The organism is Actinoplanes flavus, assembly GCF_017592555.1.
In the GTDB taxonomy this organism is placed as follows: domain Bacteria; phylum Actinomycetota; class Actinomycetes; order Mycobacteriales; family Micromonosporaceae; genus Actinoplanes; species Actinoplanes flavus.
Window position 1 is genome coordinate 143,816 of the sequence record NZ_JAGFNS010000008.1, and the last position, 16,895, is coordinate 160,710.

The 16,895-nt window shown below is 72.8% G+C and carries 18 protein-coding genes and 1 pseudogene; 12 read left to right on the forward strand and 7 right to left on the reverse strand.

Translation table 11 applies throughout. From position 1 onward, the window contains the following. The first annotated feature begins 2 nt into the window (after window positions 1-2). The 3 genes and pseudogenes from J5X75_RS14210 to J5X75_RS14220 all read left to right on the forward strand — a co-directional run. Entirely contained in the window at window positions 3-1,358 is a 1,356-nt protein-coding gene (locus J5X75_RS14210) for a tetratricopeptide repeat protein (RefSeq protein ID WP_208467832.1), read from the forward strand. Next, on the forward strand, window positions 1,358-1,678 hold the full coding sequence (locus J5X75_RS14215; RefSeq protein ID WP_208467833.1) for a CATRA system-associated protein: 321 nt from the start codon (window positions 1,358-1,360) through the stop codon (window positions 1,676-1,678). The genes J5X75_RS14210 and J5X75_RS14215 overlap by 1 nt, the downstream gene beginning before the upstream one ends. Further along, window positions 1,665-2,657: pseudogene (locus J5X75_RS14220) on the forward strand (CATRA conflict system CASPASE/TPR repeat-associated protein); the annotation flags it as partial. The gene J5X75_RS14215 and the pseudogene J5X75_RS14220, both read left to right, overlap by 14 nt. Window positions 2,658-3,026: 369 nt before the next feature. Here J5X75_RS14220 and J5X75_RS14225 read toward each other — a convergent pair. Genes J5X75_RS14225 through J5X75_RS14235 form a run of 3 tightly spaced genes read right to left on the reverse strand, consistent with a single transcriptional unit; the run spans window position 3,027 to window position 5,427 of the window. Next, entirely contained in the window at window positions 3,027-3,749 is a 723-nt protein-coding gene (locus tag J5X75_RS14225) for a molybdopterin-dependent oxidoreductase (protein ID WP_208467835.1), read from the reverse strand. Next, on the reverse strand, window positions 3,746-4,594 hold the full coding sequence (locus J5X75_RS14230) for a DUF1028 domain-containing protein (RefSeq protein WP_208467836.1): 849 nt from the start codon (window positions 4,592-4,594) through the stop codon (window positions 3,746-3,748). The genes J5X75_RS14225 and J5X75_RS14230 overlap by 4 nt, the downstream gene beginning before the upstream one ends. A gap of 23 nt (window positions 4,595-4,617) precedes the next feature. Further along, on the reverse strand, window positions 4,618-5,427 hold the full coding sequence (locus J5X75_RS14235) for a metal-dependent hydrolase (protein ID WP_208467837.1): 810 nt from the start codon (window positions 5,425-5,427) through the stop codon (window positions 4,618-4,620). Between the two features lie 110 nt (window positions 5,428-5,537). Between J5X75_RS14235 and J5X75_RS14240 the strand changes: the two genes are divergently transcribed. Next, the gene (locus J5X75_RS14240) at window positions 5,538-5,756 is read left to right on the forward strand and encodes a hypothetical protein (protein WP_208467838.1); all 219 of its coding nucleotides are present in this window, start codon (window positions 5,538-5,540) and stop codon (window positions 5,754-5,756) included. 85 nt (window positions 5,757-5,841) lie between these two features. Here J5X75_RS14240 and J5X75_RS14245 read toward each other — a convergent pair whose 3' ends face one another. Continuing rightward, complete coding sequence (locus J5X75_RS14245; protein ID WP_208467839.1) at window positions 5,842-6,216, reverse strand: hypothetical protein; 375 nt, start codon at window positions 6,214-6,216, stop codon at window positions 5,842-5,844. 129 nt (window positions 6,217-6,345) lie between these two features. Here J5X75_RS14245 and J5X75_RS14250 point away from each other — a divergent pair, with 129 nt between their 5' ends. Further along, window positions 6,346-6,687, forward strand: a complete 342-nt coding sequence (locus tag J5X75_RS14250; RefSeq protein WP_208467840.1) for a hypothetical protein — start codon at window positions 6,346-6,348, stop codon at window positions 6,685-6,687. A 16-nt stretch (window positions 6,688-6,703) separates the two neighbouring features. On the opposite strand, the gene J5X75_RS14255 is transcribed toward J5X75_RS14250, so the two are convergent. Then, window positions 6,704-7,114 (reverse strand): VOC family protein, encoded by a 411-nt coding sequence (locus J5X75_RS14255; RefSeq protein ID WP_208467841.1) that lies wholly within the window; start codon window positions 7,112-7,114, stop codon window positions 6,704-6,706. Window positions 7,115-7,192: 78 nt separating this feature from the next. Then, the gene (locus tag J5X75_RS14260; RefSeq protein WP_208467842.1) at window positions 7,193-7,726 is read right to left on the reverse strand and encodes a PM0498 family protein; all 534 of its coding nucleotides are present in this window, start codon (window positions 7,724-7,726) and stop codon (window positions 7,193-7,195) included. A 95-nt stretch (window positions 7,727-7,821) separates the two neighbouring features. Here J5X75_RS14260 and J5X75_RS14265 point away from each other — a divergent pair, with 95 nt between their 5' ends. Beyond that, window positions 7,822-8,463: a nucleotidyl transferase AbiEii/AbiGii toxin family protein gene (locus J5X75_RS14265; RefSeq protein WP_208467843.1), complete on the forward strand. Its 642-nt coding sequence runs from the start codon at window positions 7,822-7,824 to the stop codon at window positions 8,461-8,463. Window positions 8,464-8,475: 12 nt separating this feature from the next. Then, window positions 8,476-9,000 carry an alpha/beta hydrolase gene (locus J5X75_RS14270; RefSeq protein WP_208467844.1) on the forward strand — a complete coding sequence of 175 codons (525 nt, stop codon included), beginning with the start codon at window positions 8,476-8,478 and terminating at the stop codon, window positions 8,998-9,000. A 1-nt stretch (window position 9,001) separates the two neighbouring features. On the opposite strand, the gene J5X75_RS14275 is transcribed toward J5X75_RS14270, so the two are convergent. Then, window positions 9,002-9,646, reverse strand: a complete 645-nt coding sequence (locus J5X75_RS14275) for a TetR/AcrR family transcriptional regulator (protein WP_208467845.1) — start codon at window positions 9,644-9,646, stop codon at window positions 9,002-9,004. 84 nt (window positions 9,647-9,730) lie between these two features. Between J5X75_RS14275 and J5X75_RS14280 the strand changes: the two genes are divergently transcribed. Genes J5X75_RS14280 through J5X75_RS14300 form a run of 5 tightly spaced genes read left to right on the forward strand, consistent with a single transcriptional unit; the run spans window position 9,731 to window position 16,883 of the window. Continuing rightward, entirely contained in the window at window positions 9,731-11,440 is a 1,710-nt protein-coding gene (locus tag J5X75_RS14280) for an acyclic terpene utilization AtuA family protein (RefSeq protein WP_208467846.1), read from the forward strand. Between the two features lie 50 nt (window positions 11,441-11,490). Further along, window positions 11,491-13,026, forward strand: coding sequence for an acyl-CoA carboxylase subunit beta (locus J5X75_RS14285; RefSeq protein WP_238488028.1), 1,536 nt, complete (start codon window positions 11,491-11,493; stop codon window positions 13,024-13,026). Between the two features lie 11 nt (window positions 13,027-13,037). After that, complete coding sequence (locus tag J5X75_RS14290; RefSeq protein WP_208467848.1) at window positions 13,038-14,957, forward strand: acetyl/propionyl/methylcrotonyl-CoA carboxylase subunit alpha; 1,920 nt, start codon at window positions 13,038-13,040, stop codon at window positions 14,955-14,957. Further along, window positions 14,954-16,114, forward strand: coding sequence for an acyl-CoA dehydrogenase family protein (locus J5X75_RS14295; protein WP_208467849.1), 1,161 nt, complete (start codon window positions 14,954-14,956; stop codon window positions 16,112-16,114). The genes J5X75_RS14290 and J5X75_RS14295 overlap by 4 nt, the downstream gene beginning before the upstream one ends. Window positions 16,115-16,127: 13 nt before the next feature. Continuing rightward, window positions 16,128-16,883: an enoyl-CoA hydratase family protein gene (locus J5X75_RS14300; protein WP_208467850.1), complete on the forward strand. Its 756-nt coding sequence runs from the start codon at window positions 16,128-16,130 to the stop codon at window positions 16,881-16,883. Window positions 16,884-16,895 lie beyond the last annotated feature (12 nt).

Genomic DNA, 16,895 nt, shown 5'->3' on the forward strand with positions numbered 1-16,895 from the left:
CCGTGCGACTGTCCGCCGACACGTTACGGCAGCTGAGGGCGCAAGCCGAGGCGAACCCCACCCTGCTGCCGCACTACGCACAGGCCCTGCTGGCCTTCGCCGACGAGCTGTCCAGCGCCGGCCTGCCCGATCAGGCGCTGTCGCGCTCGGCCGAAGCGGTGGCGGTCTCCCGCCGCGGCGGATCCGGACCGGAGCTCGCCGTCGCGTTGTCGAGCCACGGGAGGTTCCTGTCCGACGCCGGCCGGCACACCGAGGCCCTCGCCGCGGCGTCGGAGGCGGAGACCGTGGCCCGCGACGCCGGACCCGGATACGAGCCGTTGCTCGCCGACGTCCTGGCCGGCCGGAGTCTGCGGCTCAGCAGACTCGGCCGGCACTCGGACGCGATCGCGCCCGCCCGGGAGGCGGTCGCCCTCCGCCGCGCGGCCGCCGAGGCCGACCCGGCGGCACGGCCCCAGCTGGCCAGGTCCCTGATCAGCTTCGCCACCGCGCTGGCCGGCCTGGATCTGCGGGGCGAGATGCTGCCGGTCGCCACGGAGGCGGTGGCCGTCTGGGAGTCGCTGCCGCCGGACCGGCTGGACGAGCATCGCGCCGACTACGCGGTCTCCCTCACCAACCTGGGCTTCGCTCTCCACCAGTCCGGCTCCGCCGAGCAGGCGGCCGACCTCGCGAGGAGGGCCCTGGTGATCCAGCGGGAGCTGCCGGACGAGGCGCCGACCCTCGCGAAGACCCTCAACGACCTGGCCGGCTACCTGGCCGAGCAGGAGCGGTGGACCGAGGTGCTGCCGCTGGCCGAGGAGGCGGTCCGGGTGCGGCGCGGGCTGGTCACGACGAGCCCGGCCGCCTTCCGGCACGACCTGGCCGCCAGCCTGACCAACCTGGCGAGCACCCTGGCCCGTCTCGGCCGCGGCGCCGAAGGCCTCACGCACGTGCGGGAGGCGGTCGCCCTCTTCCGGGAGCTGGCCGCGGCCGAGCCGCACGCCTGGCGCGGCGAACTCGGCAAGACGCTGCTTCAGCAGGCATCCGTGGAGAGCCGCCTGGACCGGCACGGACCCGCGCTGGCGCTCACCGCGGAGGCCGTCGGCATCCTCGAGGAGGTCGGCGACGACCAGTTCCGGGCGTACGCGCAACGCGAATACGCCCGGGTCCGCGCGTACGCCCGCGCCGACCTGCCGGCGGCGCTCGCCGCCGCCGACCGGTCCGTCGAGATCTACACCGATCTGTACGCCCGCTCGCCCGCCGGCTACACGGTGCTGTTCCGCGACGCGCTGCTGATCAAGATCGGCACCCTGCGGGTGATGGGCCGCACCGCCGAGTCCGACGCGCTGATCCGCCGGATCCAGACCGGCCGGCTCGCCTGATGAGCTCCCTGGATCTCCCCCGCCTGCTCGACGACACCGTGCGCTGGACGCACACCGCCGAGGGCTGGCGACGGATCGACGACGCGTTGCGGCTGCTCGACGGCGCGCTCGCGACCGGCGACACGGCGCGGATGCGGCAGGGCACGACGGCGCTGATGCTCGCCGCTCCGACGCGGGCCGGCCGGGGCGTGCACACCTCGATGGGACAGCCGCCCCGGCATCCCGTTCCCCAGCCGACGCGTGACCTGGTCAACCGGCTCCTGCACCGGCTCGGCCGGCCGACCGCCCCGGAGGACGACGGCGACGATGAGACCGCATAGGCCGGGACTGATCCAGCACACGTTCCTGCCGGCCGACCCGATGCCGGAGGACGCCGTCGGTTCGCTGTGGGAAGCCGCCGCGGCGCTCGGCATGGACCAGCCGATCGGGCGGTGGCCGATCGACCCGCCCGGTCCCGGTCGACCGCCGCCGGCACGGCCGTTCACCGTCCTCGCCGGTCGCCAGCGACATCAACCGGGCGCGTTGCACCAGGCCATCCTGTACCGCTTGGACGACGTGCTCGGCGTCAGCGTCCTGCTCGCCCCCAACGACGACCGCATCGGCTGGGATCGCCTGGACGGGCGACTGCCGGCGCCACCGGACGGCGCGATCGGGACGGTCGCCATCCGTACCGCCCTGCTCGCTCTTCCCCGGCCGTGGCTGCGCCCGGCCCTGATCGCCCGCCGGCTCGGCGTACACCCCGACTGGGCCGGCGCCTGGTGCCGAACCGACGGCGGCGTGCTCACCTGGGAACTGCCGTCCGGCACGTGGACCCGTCGCCACCTGCTCGCCGTCACCGGCATCCGCAACGAGCCGGCCATGGACGAGTGGACCTGGGCCGGCGACCGGTCCGGCCTTCCACCGCTGACCCGCTACCTCCTGCACGCGGCGAAACTGCGTTACCAGCGGCAGGTGCTGGAGTCGAGCATGCCCAGTCTGCGCCGTGCGATCGTCCGCGCCGACGAGGGCTTCCGCGTACTCGATCAGCTGTTGAGCACCGGCGAGCCGCCGCTCGCCCAACTGCTGGCCGCCGACCGCGCCCTCACCACGGCACAGGCCGATCAGAGCGGTCTGATCACCGCGCTCGGCGACGTACGGGACATGGCACGCACCGTCCACATCGCCGACCGGAACATGACCGCGGCCCTCGCCGGGCACGTGCCCGGCGCCCCGGCCGGCCCACCGGCCCTCGACCGCGAGCACGCGACCTGGCTGCGGGAGCAACTGCGGGCCGAGGAGACGTACCTGGAGTCGGCGCACCACCGCACCCGGGAGATCAGCCGGCTCGCCGCGGCCGTCATCGACCAGCGGCAACGCCAGCGGCAGGAGAACCTGACCCTGTTGCAGACGTCGGCCCTCGGCGCGCTGCTGATGGCCCTGGCCGCGATCCAGAGCCTGACCTACCGGATCCCGCTGCCCGGCCCGCTGTTCGCGCCGGTGATCGCCTTCCTGGCGGCGATCGCCCTCCTGCTGCCCTCGGCGTTGCTGCGCTGGCCGGGCGGCCCGAACGCGACCCGCCGCCGCTGGCCCGTACCCGCCGGCGCCGCGCTGCTCGGCGTCACCGCCGGCTGGCTGTCCGGCACGGTGGGCTGGATCCTGGCCACCGGCCACGGCGCCCCGCCCACCTGGTCAGCGATCTACTCGGCCGCCACCGGAGTCGTCTTCGCCGCCGTGGCGCTCGCCGGTGGGCGTCGCGCGGCGGCGTAGTGACCGCTCGGCCAGGTACGCGGTCGGGCCGATCACCAGCCGGTACGGCAGCCGCAGCAGCCGGCCCGGCAGTCTCGGATGCCGTTCCTCGAAGGCGACCCGGGCCCGCGGGTGTTCCTTCGGATCGGCGCGCGGCTCGCCGGTCAGCAGGTCGACGGCGACCAGATGCTTGACACTCTTGTACCCGTACTGGCCCGGCGCCACCAGCCGCAGTGGCGCGCCGTGCCGTTCGTCGAGGGCGGCCCCGTTGAGCCTCGTCGCAATCAGCACGTCCGGGGCGACGGCATCCGGCCACACGAACACCGCCCGCCACCGGTCCCCGCCACCGGCCACCAGGTACGGCGTTTCGGGCACGCCCACCGCGGCGAGGACGTCCCGCAGCGGCACACCCGTCCAGGTCAGGCCGGTCACCGACCAGGTGGTGACGCAGTGGAAGTCGGCCGTGTGGTCACGCGGCCCGAGAGCCTCCAGATCCCGGGCGGACAGCACCGCGACCGGCTCGCCGTCGCGCCGGATCTCCAACCGGGGCTCGACCGGCATCACCGGCGGAGGAAGACAGGGCCGGTCGCTGAACCGGGGCATCTCGCTGAGCAGACGCTGGCCCGGCGGAAGTCCCCCGGCCCGCCGCGGCCAGTAGCGCATCATGCGGCGCCTCCTTGGTCCGACGACCGCAGCTGTGCCAGCACCAGCGGGTCGATCGCGCCGGGGACGACACGTTCCTCCAGGTTCTCGATACCGGCCCAGCCCGCCAGCGCCTCATCCAGGTCCGGGTCGCCGTGACCGGCCTTCGCGAGCCGGGCCCGCACCTCGTCGCCGATCGCCCCGGTCAGCGGGATCAGCGTCGCCGGATCGGGCCGCTCGAAGTAGAGCGTGTGCAGCTCCAGCAGCCGGCCCAGTTCGGCCACCGGATCCGGGTGGTCGTCGACCCGCAGGTCGGCGAGGACGTCACTGGTCCCGCCGTACCCCATGCCTTTGGCCACGACGAGCAGCGCGGCGCTCTGCCGCCCCCGCCGGTCGCCGCCGGCCTGATCGCCGGCGCGCAGCGCCTCGAGCAGCCGGTACGGAAACCGCGGCTGGTCCGCGCCGGCCAGCCAGGCGGCCTCCATGTCGGCGACGACCCGCGGTCCGGCCAGCATGTTGCCCTGGATGGCGTAGCCGTCGCCGGCCGTGCCGCCCGCCCACGGGTGGCACTGGTCGCCGGTGAACGTGGCGCCGGGCCCGTCCGCGCCGACGACGCCGACCTGCCGGTGGCCGACCGGGCCGGTGTCGCCGGCGATCAGCGCCGCCACGGTGGCGGTCGCCGGAACGCCGGTGCCGAGCAGCGCGAGCGCCTGCGGCCGGTAGGCGAGGTTCGCATACGACTGGGTGGCGACCGCGCCGACATCGGCGAGGGCCGCCGGGACGGCCGCTCCGGCCCCGAGGAACCTACTCGCCACGGCGACGCCGAGGGTGGTGCCGTCGGCGGACCGGGCAACGATCGAGAACGTCATGCCCCGACCGTAGCGGGGCCGCGTCAGGAGACGGCGCCGAGCAGGACCACCGAACCGACGCCCAGCGCCAGCATCAGCCACACCACACCGGCCTCCGCCGGGGAGCCGGTCCGGAACCTCGCCCAGCGCGGCGCGCCGACCGGTGTCCATCGGCAGCCGCGGATGCGCAACGGCCACCACAGCGGCACCGCCGAGAAGGTGAGCGCGTCACCGAGCGAGTGGGCCAGCCAGCCCCAGGTCACGGCCAGTCCCACCCACCACACGGCCACTCCGGCGGGGATCACCGCGGCGGCCAGGACGGCGCCCGCCGCACCGACCAGCAGCGCCCCCACCGCGGCCGTGAAACGCGGGGCGATCCGGCGGAAACGGCTCGGCAGGATCAGGTCGCCGACCCGCGCCCGGGTACGCGTGGACAGGGCGGTGTGCGCGGCCAGCCACACCGAGAACCCGATGATCCACAGGACGGCGGCGCGGCCCGCCCACACGCACACCCCGGCGGCGACCAGCCCGGCCACGGCCGCGCCGAGGGCCGTGTGGGTGACCGCCCGGTGCCCGCCGCGCGGCGGTCCCGCCGAACAGTGCCCGCACGACGCGGTACGCAGGGCGCCGGCCGCCCGGGACACCCCACCGGCCAGCATCCGGGTCAGGTGGCCCACCGAGTGGGCGATCGTGGACTTCGGGTGGTCGACGTCGGGGGCCAGGGCCATGCCGGTGGCGATCGCGGTCCCGAACACGACGGCCGCCGGGGCGGGCGCGGCGCCGGCCGCGGTCAGGGCCGCACATCCGGCCAGCCAGCCCACCGCGCCGGAGAGCGCGTGCGACCGGCCCATCATCGGCTGCTCACCATCCCAGCATCACCGGGGCACGCAAATCCTGATTGGCGCCGGGCTTCGGTGGGCATGTCCTCACCAGACCCACAAGTGACAGGTACGGAAGGGCAGCCATGACCACCTACGACAGCACTGTCGCCACCCCGGAGCAGACGACCGGTTCGCGGGTCAAGCAGGCCGGACAGGTGGTGCGCAAGCGCCCCGGCGTCGTCTCGGCCGCCGCGCTCGCACTCGCCGCCGTCACCGCGACCGGCGTGATCGGTGGCCGCAAGGTGGCGCAGGCCCGCCGCCCGCGCAGCCGCTGGCAGCGCCTGCTGGACCGCGTCCGCTGACACCGTCGGGAGAACGCGCCCGGTTCCGCACCCCGCGGGCCGGGCGCGAGCCGGCACCCCGATCGGCGAGTCGCCGGGCGGACCGTCAACTCACTGGTGACGCTTCCCCCGGCTGGCCGCGCAGCACCGCGTCCGCCGCGCACTCGTGGGCGAAGATCGCCGCCGCCAGCCGCCCGGGATCCAGGTGGACCACGACCTCCTCCCCCACGGCTTCGGCTTCGCCGGCCGCCAGGCCGATCAGGGCCAGCGCCGCGGCGAACGCACGGACGTAAGCCTGCTCACCTGACTCCGGACCGGGCGGGTCCAGCTCGTCGCGACCCCAGGCCTGGGCGGCGGCTCGCGCCAGGCGAGCAGGCATGCGTACGGGCACCGACGGCGTCTGCGCCGTCACGTGGGCGCCGATCTCGGCCAGCAGGAGCGCGTCGGCACGGTAGCGGCTCTGGGCGGGCGTCTCGGTCATGATCGCCACCGTAGCCGGGCTCCGCACGTCGCCGGGTCCTCGGCCAGACCGGGTCATACCGCCTGCCCGGGAACCCTCGGAACGCCGGGGTTTGCCACCTGACCGGTGTGTCGGTTTACGCTGATGGACATGTCCGTGAGTACCGCTACCGTCACGCACCTCGCCCGGCCCCACCGGCCGGTCGTCGTCGCCGGGACGCTCGGTGAGCTGCACGGCCCGACATCCGGGCTGGTGGAGCTGCCGCTGCGCCTGTGGTGGCATCCGCAGCGGGCCTTCGACCTCGGCCAGCACACCATGTTGCTGTGGATGTATGAGAACGTGCTGCGCGAGGCGATCCGGGTCGACGAGCTCCGGGCGTACCTCGAAGGGGGTTTGCTGGTCCGGCTGTGGCCGGAGCTGAACCTGCCACGCGGGGTCCGCGCGGCCTGGGAGGCCCGGCACCCCCGCCTGCGGGCCCGCGCCGCCGCCTGACCTCGGGGCCCGCCTGTCAGCACCCCGACATGGCGACGAGTTCGACCTCGAATCCGTCGGCGTTCTCCAGATAGGCGGCGTGGTGCTCCGGGCCACCGGCGTGCGGATGGCGGTCGGCGAACAGCAGCGTCCAGCCGTGCTGGGTCGCCCGCCGGGCCAGGACGTCGACGAGGTGGGCGCCGTCCACGTGGAAGGCCAGATGGTTGAGACCGGGCCGGCGGCGGTCGTGGTCGGCGGCGCACAGATCCGGTGACTGCTCGACGACGATGTAGGTCGGGCCCAGCCGCCAGCTGCGCCCGGCGCTCCAGGACTGGAACGGGGTGTAGCCGAGCTCGGACAACAGCCATCCCCAGCTGACGACGGCCCGGTCCAGGTCCGGCACCCAGATCTCGATGTGGTGAGGCGTGCCGGTGGTCGGCCTGTTCACGCTGTGCCCTCCCGGAACGTGATCCACTCTCCCCCTCCGCGTCGCTCAGATCCTCGGTGAGCGGCGCATCGGCCCCGCTCAGTGATCCGGCGACGGTGGTCGCGCCTCCACCACCACGACCTTCTCCAGTTGGTAATCGTTCAGGTCGGGTCGCATCCAGTCCTCCCCGGCGCGGATGCGGTGGAACCGGAACATGCCGTTGGTGCGGTTGGTCGCCACGACACACCGCACCGCGACCGGCCGTTCCCCACCGGCCGCCAACCGGCAGACCTCCCACGCGAAGGCCACGCCGTGCCGGAGCAACACCACCTGATCCGCGTCCGAGATCGACGGCTCGCCCTCGTCGGACACCATGACTTCGACCGGGACCACATCCTCCAGGTGGAAGCTGTTGACCGAGCATTCCCAGCCGGTCAGATCGGGGAAGCCACCCGGCGGGGCCGTCCGTCGCGCGCCGTCGGCCCAGACCACGACCTCGCCGCGCACCTCGATGCCATCGGCGATCATCGCCCGCAGCCCCGGCGCCATCCCACCCGGCGGAGCAATCGACGCCGGCCCGGCCGGCGCCCCGAGCTCCGAGGCGGCGTCATCGTTCATCCGGATCACGAACACCCGCACATGATCTCAACCAGGGAATCCCTCGGCGACCGGCCACCCCCAGCGCGTCGGTCGCGTCGGACCGGGGCGGAGTGTGCCAGCCTTTGCGCGTGAGCGTCGATGACTTCTACCGCGACGTCGCCCGGATCGCGCTGGCCGTCGCCGACAAGCACGGCTTCGTGCTCGGCGGTGGCGTGGCCTGGCTGGTGAACGGGCTGGTCGCCCGCCCGACCGAGGACATCGACCTGTTCACCGACACGGCCGGCGGGGTGATGGCCGCCGCCGGTGAGGTGACGTCGGCGCTGACCGCCGCCGGCTACCGGGTGGTGCGCGAGGACGCCGACGAGTTGTTCGCCGGCATGGACGCCGACATCCAGGAGTTCCTGGTGGCCGGGGAGCATCGGGCGCTGCGGCTGACCCTGTGCCGGCTGGACCGGCACCGCGCCCCGGTGGTGATGGACGTCGGCCCGGTCATGCACCTCGACGACCTGGTCGCCACCAAGGTCGCCGCCCTGGTCAACCGGCGGGAGGTGCGCGACTACATCGATGTGGCGGCCGCGCTGGAACGCTATCCGCTGGACCGTGTCCTGGAGCTGGCGCATGCCGCCGATCCGGCCCTGGATCCGGAGGACATCGCCGACGCCGGCCGCTACCTGGACCGGCTGGACGACGCCCGCTTCGCCCTGTACGGCCTGGACCGGGCCGCCATCGCCGCGCTGCGGGACCGGCTCGCCGGCTGGCCCCGCTCCTGACAGGAGGCTTCAATGATCACCGGAATCCTCGTTCCCGGGCGCGGCTACACCACCCAGGGCCCGCTGTTCGACCTGGCCGACGGCATCCTGACCGCCCGCGGTGACGACGTGGTCGAGGTGAGCTGGACCGTCCCGGACGGACTGTTGCAGGTCGGCCCGGAGCCGTTCGTCCGCGCCCATGTCGCGGCCGCCCTGCACCGGGCCGCCGCCGGGACGCCGGTGCTGATCGCCAAGTCGCTGGGTAGTCACGCCGCCGCGCTCGCCGCCGAGCGCGGGATCCCGGCCGTCTGGCTGACCCCGGTGCTCACCGACCCGGCCGTGGTCGCGGCGATCGCCGCCGGGCCGGCCCCGGCCCTGCTGATCGGCGGCACCGCCGACCGGGTGTGGCTGCCGGAGGCCGCCCGCGCGACCGGCAAGCCGTGCCTGGAGATCCCGGGCGCCGACCACAACCTGCGGGTGCCGGGGCCGGTGCGCGCCTACACCGACGTGCTCGGAACGGTCGGCACCGCGATCGAGGACTTCCTGGAGACGCTGTGACCTACCGCTGGCCGGTGGCGCCGGGGGCGCGGAGGCCGATGGCCGACGCCCACAGGCGGGAGAGGTGGTCGACCATCTTCTCCTCGTCGAGGGGTTCGCGTAGTTCGTTGATGATCACGGCCACCTGTTCGACCATGCCGCCCAGGGCGATCGCCGTCAGGCGGGGATCAAGGTCCGGGTCGGCGAGTCCGTCGGCCTGCAGGCGGCGGATGCCCTCCTCGCCGCGGCCGACGTAGAACTCCCGGATCTCCAGGAGCAGGCTGCGCAGGTTGTCGTCCAGGTAGGCGCCGTGCTCGACCATCCGGAGCACCTTCGCGGCCTTTCCGGCGGCGGCCAGGTACAGGCGGTTCGCCTCCACGATGCGCGCGTACGGGTCGTGGAGGGTGTCCGGGACCCGGCTCGCGGTGATCATCTTGTCGGCCGCCGCCTGGACGATCTTGCGGAGCAGGTCGTCCTTCGATGCGAAGTACGTGTAGAAGGTCCCGTACGACACGCCCGCCGCCTGGGTGACGGCCTCGGGGGTGAACCCGGCCCACCCTTGTTCCTCGATGATCTGCCGGCCGGCGGTGAGCAGCGCGTCATGGGTCCGCCGGCCCCGGGTGGTGGCCGGCGGTGCGGGCGCGGGGTTCGTTCGAGCTCGTCCCATCGGACACCCTCTCGCGACTTGACTACTTTGTCAGAAAGTCTAGTGTGGCGGGCACCACTACTCACTGAGGTGTTGAGCCGGACAATGCGCACGATCCGCATCGGGAACTGCTCGGGCTTCTACGGTGATCGCTTCTCGGCGATGTCCGAGATGCTCGAGGGCGGGCCGCTGGACTATCTGACCGGGGACTACCTGGCCGAACTGACCATGCTCATCCTCGGCCGGGACCGCCGGAAGGATCCGTCACTCGGATACGCGAAGACGTTCCTGCGGCAACTCGCCGGCTGCCTCGGCCTGGCCCGGCAGCGCGGGGTCCGGATCGTCACCAACGCGGGTGGGCTCAACCCGGCCGGGCTCGCGCAGGCCGTCCGGGACCTGGCCCGGGAGCAGGGCATCGACCTGGCCGTCGCCCACGTGCGGGGCGACGACCTGATCGGGCGCGCGACCGAGCACGGCTGGCCGGGTGCGCTGACCGCCAACGCCTACCTCGGCGCCTTCGGCATCGCCGACGCGCTCACCGCCGGCGCCGACATCGTCGTCACCGGCCGCGTCACCGACGCGTCGCTGACCCTGGGCCCGGCCATCGCCGAGTTCGGCTGGGGGCGCACCGACTTCGACCTCCTGGCCGCCGGGGTCGTCGCCGGTCATGTCCTCGAATGCGGCACGCAGGCCACGGGCGGCAACTTCTCCGGCTTCGCCACGATCGACACCACGCGCCCGCTGGGCTTCCCGCTGGCCGAGATCAGTGCCGACGGGACGGCCGTGATCACCAAACATCCCGGCACGGGCGGCGCGGTCACCGTCGACACGGTCACCGCGCAACTGGTGTACGAGGTCGGAGGCCCCCACTACGCCAATCCCGACGTGACCGCGCGCCTGGACACGGTCGCGTTGCGGCAGGCCGGTCCCGACCGGGTGGTGATCACCTCGGTACGCGGTGCCGCCCCACCCCCGGCCACGAAGATCGCCCTCAACAGCGCCGGCGGATGGCGCAACTCCGTCGAGTTCGTGCTGACCGGCCTGGACATCGAGGACAAGGAGCACTGGGTACGCCGGCAGATGACCGGGGCACTCAGCGTCCGGCCACCCGCGGAGATCACGTGGGACCTGGCGCGGACCGACCACGCCGACCCCGTCACCGAGGCGGCGGCCTCGGCGGTGCTGCGCTGTCACGTCAAGGACCCCGATCCGGACGTCGTCGGCCGCGCGTTCAGCAGTGCCGCCGTCGAACTGGCCCTCGCGTCCTACCCGGGCTTCCACGTGACCGCGCCGCCGGGGCCGGGCACCCCGTTCGGGATCTACCGTGCCGCCTACCTTCCGCAGGAGGATGTGCCGCACGTCGTGGTCCGGCCCGACGGCACCACGGTGGACATCGCGCCGCCACCGGTCACCGCGGACCTGCCCGCGGAGGTGGTTGCCGGCTCCGCCCGTACCTCTGGATGGTTGGAGGTTCGCGCGCCGCTGGGCCGTCTGGTCTTCGCCCGGTCCGGGGACAAGGGCGGAACCGCGAACGTGGGGGTGTGGATCCCCGTCGGCCATCCGCGGCGAGCCGAGGCGTTCGCGTGGCTGCGCGGCTGGCTGACACCTGCCGAGGTCGCCCGGCTCCTCCCGGAATCGGCGGGACTCGGGATCGACGTGTTCGCGCTGCCGAACCTGTGCGCCGTCAACATCGTGATCGACGGACTTCTCGGTGACGGTGTCGCGTCGTCCACCCGTTTCGACCCGCAGGCCAAGGCCGTCGGCGAGTGGCTGCGGGCCCGTGTGGTGAATCTGCCCAAGGAGTTTCTGGAGTGAGAACCAGCGTCGACCCCACCTCGCCCGGCTACGCCGCCAACCGGGAGGTGATGCTGGAACGCGTCGCCGATCTCGCCACACAGCAGGCCACGGCTCTGGCCGGTGGTGGTCCCAAGGCCGTCGAGCGGCATCACCGTCGCGGCAAGCTGACCGCCCGGGAGCGGATCGAGCTGCTCATCGATCCCGACTCGCCGTTCCTCGAGCTCGGCGTCCTGGCCGGCTGGGGAACCGATTTCCCGGTCGGCGGCTCCGTGGTCACCGGCCTGGGCGTGATCGAGGGCGTCGAGTGCATGATCATCGCCCATGACCCCACGGTCAAAGGCGGATCGTCGAACCCGGTGACGGTACGGAAGATCTTCCGCGCCAACCAGATCGCCGGACAGAACCGCCTGCCCACGATCACGCTCGTCGAGTCCGGCGGAGCGGACCTGCAGACCCAGAAGGACATCTTCATCCCCGGCGGCGCGGTGTTCCGCAACCTCACCGTCGCCAGCGCCGACCGCCGGCCCACGATCGCCCTGGTGTTCGGCAACTCCACCGCCGGTGGCGCCTATGTGCCGGGCATGAGCGACTACACCGTCATGGTCAAGGGCGGGGCCAAGGTCTTCCTCGGCGGGCCGCCGCTGGTCAAGATGGCCACCGGTGAGGAGTCCGACGACGAGTCGCTCGGCGGGGCCGAGATGCACGCGCGCACGTCCGGACTGGCCGACTACCTGGCCGTCGACGAACGCGACGCGCTGCGGATCGGGCGCTCCATCGTGCGGAGGCTGAACTGGCGCAAGGCCGGACCGAACCCGAGGACGACGTACGCCGAGCCGCTGCTGGACGTCGAGGAGCTGCTCGGCATCGTGCCGGCCGACCTCAAGATCCCGTTCGATCCCCGTGAGGTGATCGCCCGCATCGTCGACGGCAGCGAGTTCGACGAGTTCAAGCCGCTGTACGGTACGTCACTGGTGACCGGCTGGGCGCAGCTGCACGGCTACCCGGTCGGCGTCCTCGCCAACGCCCAGGGCGTGCTGTTCAGCCAGGAGGCACAGAAGGCCGCCCAGTTCATCCAGCTCGCCAACCAGAGCGACACGCCGCTGCTGTTCCTGCACAACACCACCGGCTACATGGTCGGTGCCGAGTACGAGCAGGGCGGCATCATCAAGCACGGTGCTCAGATGATCAACGCGGTGTCGAACTCGACGGTCCCGCACCTGTCGGTGGTGATGGGCGCCTCGTACGGGGCCGGCAACTACGGCATGAGCGGCCGCGCGTACGACCCGCGTTTCATGTTCAGCTGGGCCGGCGCCAAGTCGGCCGTGATGGGCCCGGCGCAGCTCGCCGGGGTCATCTCGATCGTCTCCCAGCAGGCGGCCGCCGCTCGTGGGGTGCCGTTCGACGCCGAGGCCGACGCCGCGATGCGCGCCCTCGTCGAGAAGCAGGTCGAGGAGCAGTCCCTGGCCTACTTCACCTCCGGCCTCGGCTACGACGACGGGGTCATCGACCCGCGGGACACCCGCACGATCCTCGGCATCTGCCTGTCGGCGATCCACAGCGCGCCGGTGGCCGGCGCCCGTGGCTACGGCGTCTTCCGTCTGTGAAAGAGGGTTCAGTGATCCGCAAGATCGTGGTCGCCAACCGCGGAGAGATCGCGCGCCGGGTGTTCCGTACCTGTCGCGAACTCGGCATCGCGACGGTCGCCGTCCACTCCGACGCCGATGCCGGGGCACCGTTCGTCGCCGACGCCGACCAGGCGATCCGGCTGCCCGGCGACGCGCCGGCCGAGACCTACCTGCGAGGTGACCTGATCATCGAGGCGGCTCGCGCGGCGGGCGCCGACGCCGTCCATCCCGGGTACGGGTTCCTCTCCGAGAACTCCGGCTTCGCCCGCGCCGTCGAGGCGGCCGGCCTCACCTGGATCGGCCCGGCGCCCGAGGCGATCGAGGCGATGGGCAGCAAGATCGGCGCGAAACGGATCATGGCCGCGGCCGGGGTGCCGGTCCTGGCCGTCGACCTCGCCGCCGTCACCGCGGCGGACCTTCCGCTGCTGGTCAAGGCGTCGGCGGGCGGCGGCGGCCGGGGCATGCGGATCGTGGAGTCACTCGACCGGCTCGCCGAGCAGGTAGCGCGGGCCGAGGCGGAGGCGACCTCCGCGTTCGGCGACGGGACCGTCTTCGTCGAGCCGTACCTACCCACGGCACGGCACGTCGAGGTCCAGGTGCTGGCCGACCGGCACGGCACCGTCTGGGTGCTGGGCGACCGGGACTGCTCGATCCAGCGTCGCCACCAGAAGGTGGTCGAGGAGGCGCCCGCGCCGGATCTGCCGGACGAGACACGTACCGCTCTGCATGCCTTCGCCCGGGCCGCCGCGGAGGCGGTGAGCTACCGGGGAGCGGGAACGGTCGAGTTCCTCGTCCACCGGGACCGCGTCTTCTTCCTCGAGATGAACACCCGCCTCCAGGTCGAGCACCCCGTCACCGAATGCGTCACCGGCCTCGACCTCGTCGCTCTCCAGATAGCCGTCGCCGAAGGCAGGCCCCTGCCCGGCCGGGCTCCCGCGGTCTCGGGTCACGCGATCGAGGTACGGCTCTACGCGGAAGATCCGGCCGCGGATTTCGCTCCGCAGACCGGCCGCGTTCGCACCTTCGAGATTCCCGGACATGCGGGCGTACGGGTGGACTCGGCCATCGAGGCCGGCAGTGAGGTCACCGTCCACTACGACGCCATGCTCGCCAAGATCATCGCCTACGCGGAGGATCGTGACGCCGCGATCCGCCTGCTCGACGACACGCTGCGGCGGGGACGGCTGCACGGCATCACCACCAACCTCGACCTGCTCCGAGCCGTGCTCACCGACGACGAGTTCGTCGCCGGCCGGATGCACACCACCCTGCTCGACGAACGCCTCTCCCGGTGGACGGGCGGTCCCGATCCGCGCTCTCTCGCCAAGGCCGCCCTCGCCGCCGCGCTCGGACAGGCCAGCCGGGCCGCCGCGACCGCGCCGGTGCTCAGCCGCATCCCCGCCGCGTGGCGCAACGCCGCGGGTCAGCCGCGGCAGCGGAGCTATCGGCGTGGATCAGAGCGGTACGCCGTTACCTATTCGTCGATCGGCCGGCGGCTGGTGTCGGACTTCGTCGAGGGTGTCGACGTCATCGACGTGCGGGGCGACCAGGTCGTTCTGAGCGACGGCCCGGTCCGGGAGACCTACCGGGTCACCGTCGCCGGAGATGCGGTCGACGTCGACGGGCCGTCCGGCTCGGTCAGTCTCGAACCGGTTCCCACCTTTGTCGACCCGGCCGAGACGGTCGCCCAGGGCTCACTGCTGGCGCCGATGCCGGCCGCGATCACCGCGGTCGCCGTCGAGGTGGGCGCCGTGGTGAGCAAGGGCGACCCGATCGTCGTACTGGAAGCCATGAAGATGCAGCACACCGTCACCGCACCCACGGACGGAACCGTCACCGCGCTCACCGCGAGCGTGGGCCGTCAGGTCGTCGCGGGCGCCGTGCTCGCCGTGATCGAGGAGAAGTCTTGACCAACTTCGTCGAGTCCGACGAGCGCCGTGACCTGCGCACAGCGGTCTACCAACTGGGCAGCAAGTACGGCGAGTCGTACTTCTACGCGGCCGCGTCCCGGGGCGCCAAGACCACCGAACTCTGGCAGGACGCCGCCGCGGCCGGCTATTTGGGCGTCTCGATCCCCGAGGAGTACGGCGGGGGCGGCGGCGACATCGGTGACCTCGCCGCCGTCGTGGAGGAATTGGCGACCGCCGGCTGCCCGCTGCTGCTGCTGGTCGTCTCACCCGCCATCGTCGGCACGATCATCGCCAAGTCCGGCACCGGCGAGCAGAAGCGGCGGTGGCTGCCGGGCCTGGCCACGGGGGCGGCCCGCTACGCCTTCGCAATCACCGAACCCGATGCCGGCTCGAATGCGCACCAGATCGTCACCCGCGCCCGCCGCGACGGCGCCGACTGGGTGCTGACCGGCCGCAAGACCTACATCAGCGGCATCGACGAGGCAAGCCATGTCCTGGTCGTCGCCCGCATGGAGGACGCGCGCACCGGCAAACTCAAACCCGCGCTGTTCATGGTGCCGACCGACGCGCCGGGGTTCGTCCACCAGCCGATCGAGACCGGCCTGGTCTCGCCGGAGAAGCAGTTCAGCCTCTTCTTCGACGACGTCCGGCTGCCCGCCGACGCGCTCGTCGGCCGCGAGGACGCCGGCCTCGACCAGCTGTTCGCCGGCCTCAACCCGGAACGGATCATGGCGGCGTCACAGGCCACCGGCACCGCCCGCTGGGCGCTGCGCAAGGCCGTCGACTACGCGAAACAGCGCGAGGTCTGGGGCGCGCCCATCGGCACCCACCAGGCGATCGCCCATCCACTGGCCCAGATCCACGTCGAGATCGAGGCCGCCCGGCTACTGACGCAGAAAGCCGCCGCCCTGGACGCGGCCGGCGACCTGCTGGCGGCCGGCGAGGCGGCGAACATGGCCAAGTACGCTGCCGGCGAAGTGGCCTGCAAGGCTGTCGACCAGGCGATCCAGACCCACGGCGGCAACGGGCTGGCCGTCGAGTACGGGCTCGTTCAGGCGCTCGCCAACGTCCGGCTGTCGCGGATCGCTCCGGTCAGCCGGGAGATGGCGCTCAACTTCATCACCCAGTTCTCGCTCAAGCTGCCCCGCTCGTACTGACAGGGATTCGTGGATGACCACTTCGCTCGTGCACCTGAGCGTCTCCGGCGGCATCGCCACCGTCACGCTGGACAGCCCGCACAACCGCAACGCGCTGAGCAGGCAGCTGCTGGCGGAGCTCGGCAGCAGCCTGACCGCTGCCGAGCAGGATCCCGCGGTTCGCGTCGTACTCCTGCGGTCCAGCGGCCGGGTGTTCTGCTCGGGTGCCGATCTCAGCGAGGCACGAGAGGGCTCGACCAGTGACGGGCCGCGCGCCATCGTCGCCGTCCAGCGGCAGATCGCCACCCTGCCCAAGCCGGTCGTCGTCGAGTTGGCCGGCCCGGTTCGGGCCGGCGGTCTCGGCCTGATCGGCGCGGCCGATGTCGTGATCGCGGCCGAGTCGGTCACGTTCGCCCTCACCGAGGTCCGGCTGGGGCTCGCCCCGTCCGCGATCTCGGTGAGCCTGCTGCCACGCCTGGCGCCCCGGGCGGCAGCCGACATCTTCCTTTCCGGCCGTACTTTCGGCGCAGCCGAGGCCGCCGACATCGGTCTGGTCACCCGCGCCGTACCGGACGGCGAACTGCCGGCCACCGTCGTCTCGACTCTCGCCGACCTGGTCAAGGGCAGTCCACAAGGGCTCGCCGAAACCAAGCGCCTGCTCACCGCCGACCTCGTCACCCGCATCGACCGGGACGGCGAGGAGGCGGCGGAGCGGTCGGCCGCGCTCTTCGCCAGCCCCGAGGCCCAGCAGGCGATGCAGGCGTTCCTGTCCCGGAACAAATCCGCGTGAGCACTCCGGCCG

Coding starts and splice junctions, on each gene's coding strand:
- J5X75_RS14225 (WP_208467835.1), bottom strand. CDS start 3,749: ATGATGCGCTACTGGCCGCGGCGGGCCGGGGGACTTCCGCCGGGCCAG.
- J5X75_RS14235 (WP_208467837.1), bottom strand. CDS start 5,427: ATGATGGGCCGGTCGCACGCGCTCTCCGGCGCGGTGGGCTGGCTGGCC.
- J5X75_RS14280 (WP_208467846.1), top strand. CDS start 9,731: ATGCGCACGATCCGCATCGGGAACTGCTCGGGCTTCTACGGTGATCGC.
- J5X75_RS14240 (WP_208467838.1), top strand. CDS start 5,538: ATGACCACCTACGACAGCACTGTCGCCACCCCGGAGCAGACGACCGGT.
- J5X75_RS14215 (WP_208467833.1), top strand. CDS start 1,358: ATGAGCTCCCTGGATCTCCCCCGCCTGCTCGACGACACCGTGCGCTGG.
- J5X75_RS14230 (WP_208467836.1), bottom strand. CDS start 4,594: ATGACGTTCTCGATCGTTGCCCGGTCCGCCGACGGCACCACCCTCGGC.
- J5X75_RS14275 (WP_208467845.1), bottom strand. CDS start 9,646: ATGGGACGAGCTCGAACGAACCCCGCGCCCGCACCGCCGGCCACCACC.
- J5X75_RS14270 (WP_208467844.1), top strand. CDS start 8,476: ATGATCACCGGAATCCTCGTTCCCGGGCGCGGCTACACCACCCAGGGC.
- J5X75_RS14285 (WP_238488028.1), top strand. CDS start 11,491: ATGCTGGAACGCGTCGCCGATCTCGCCACACAGCAGGCCACGGCTCTG.
- J5X75_RS14300 (WP_208467850.1), top strand. CDS start 16,128: ATGACCACTTCGCTCGTGCACCTGAGCGTCTCCGGCGGCATCGCCACC.
- J5X75_RS14250 (WP_208467840.1), top strand. CDS start 6,346: ATGTCCGTGAGTACCGCTACCGTCACGCACCTCGCCCGGCCCCACCGG.
- J5X75_RS14245 (WP_208467839.1), bottom strand. CDS start 6,216: ATGACCGAGACGCCCGCCCAGAGCCGCTACCGTGCCGACGCGCTCCTG.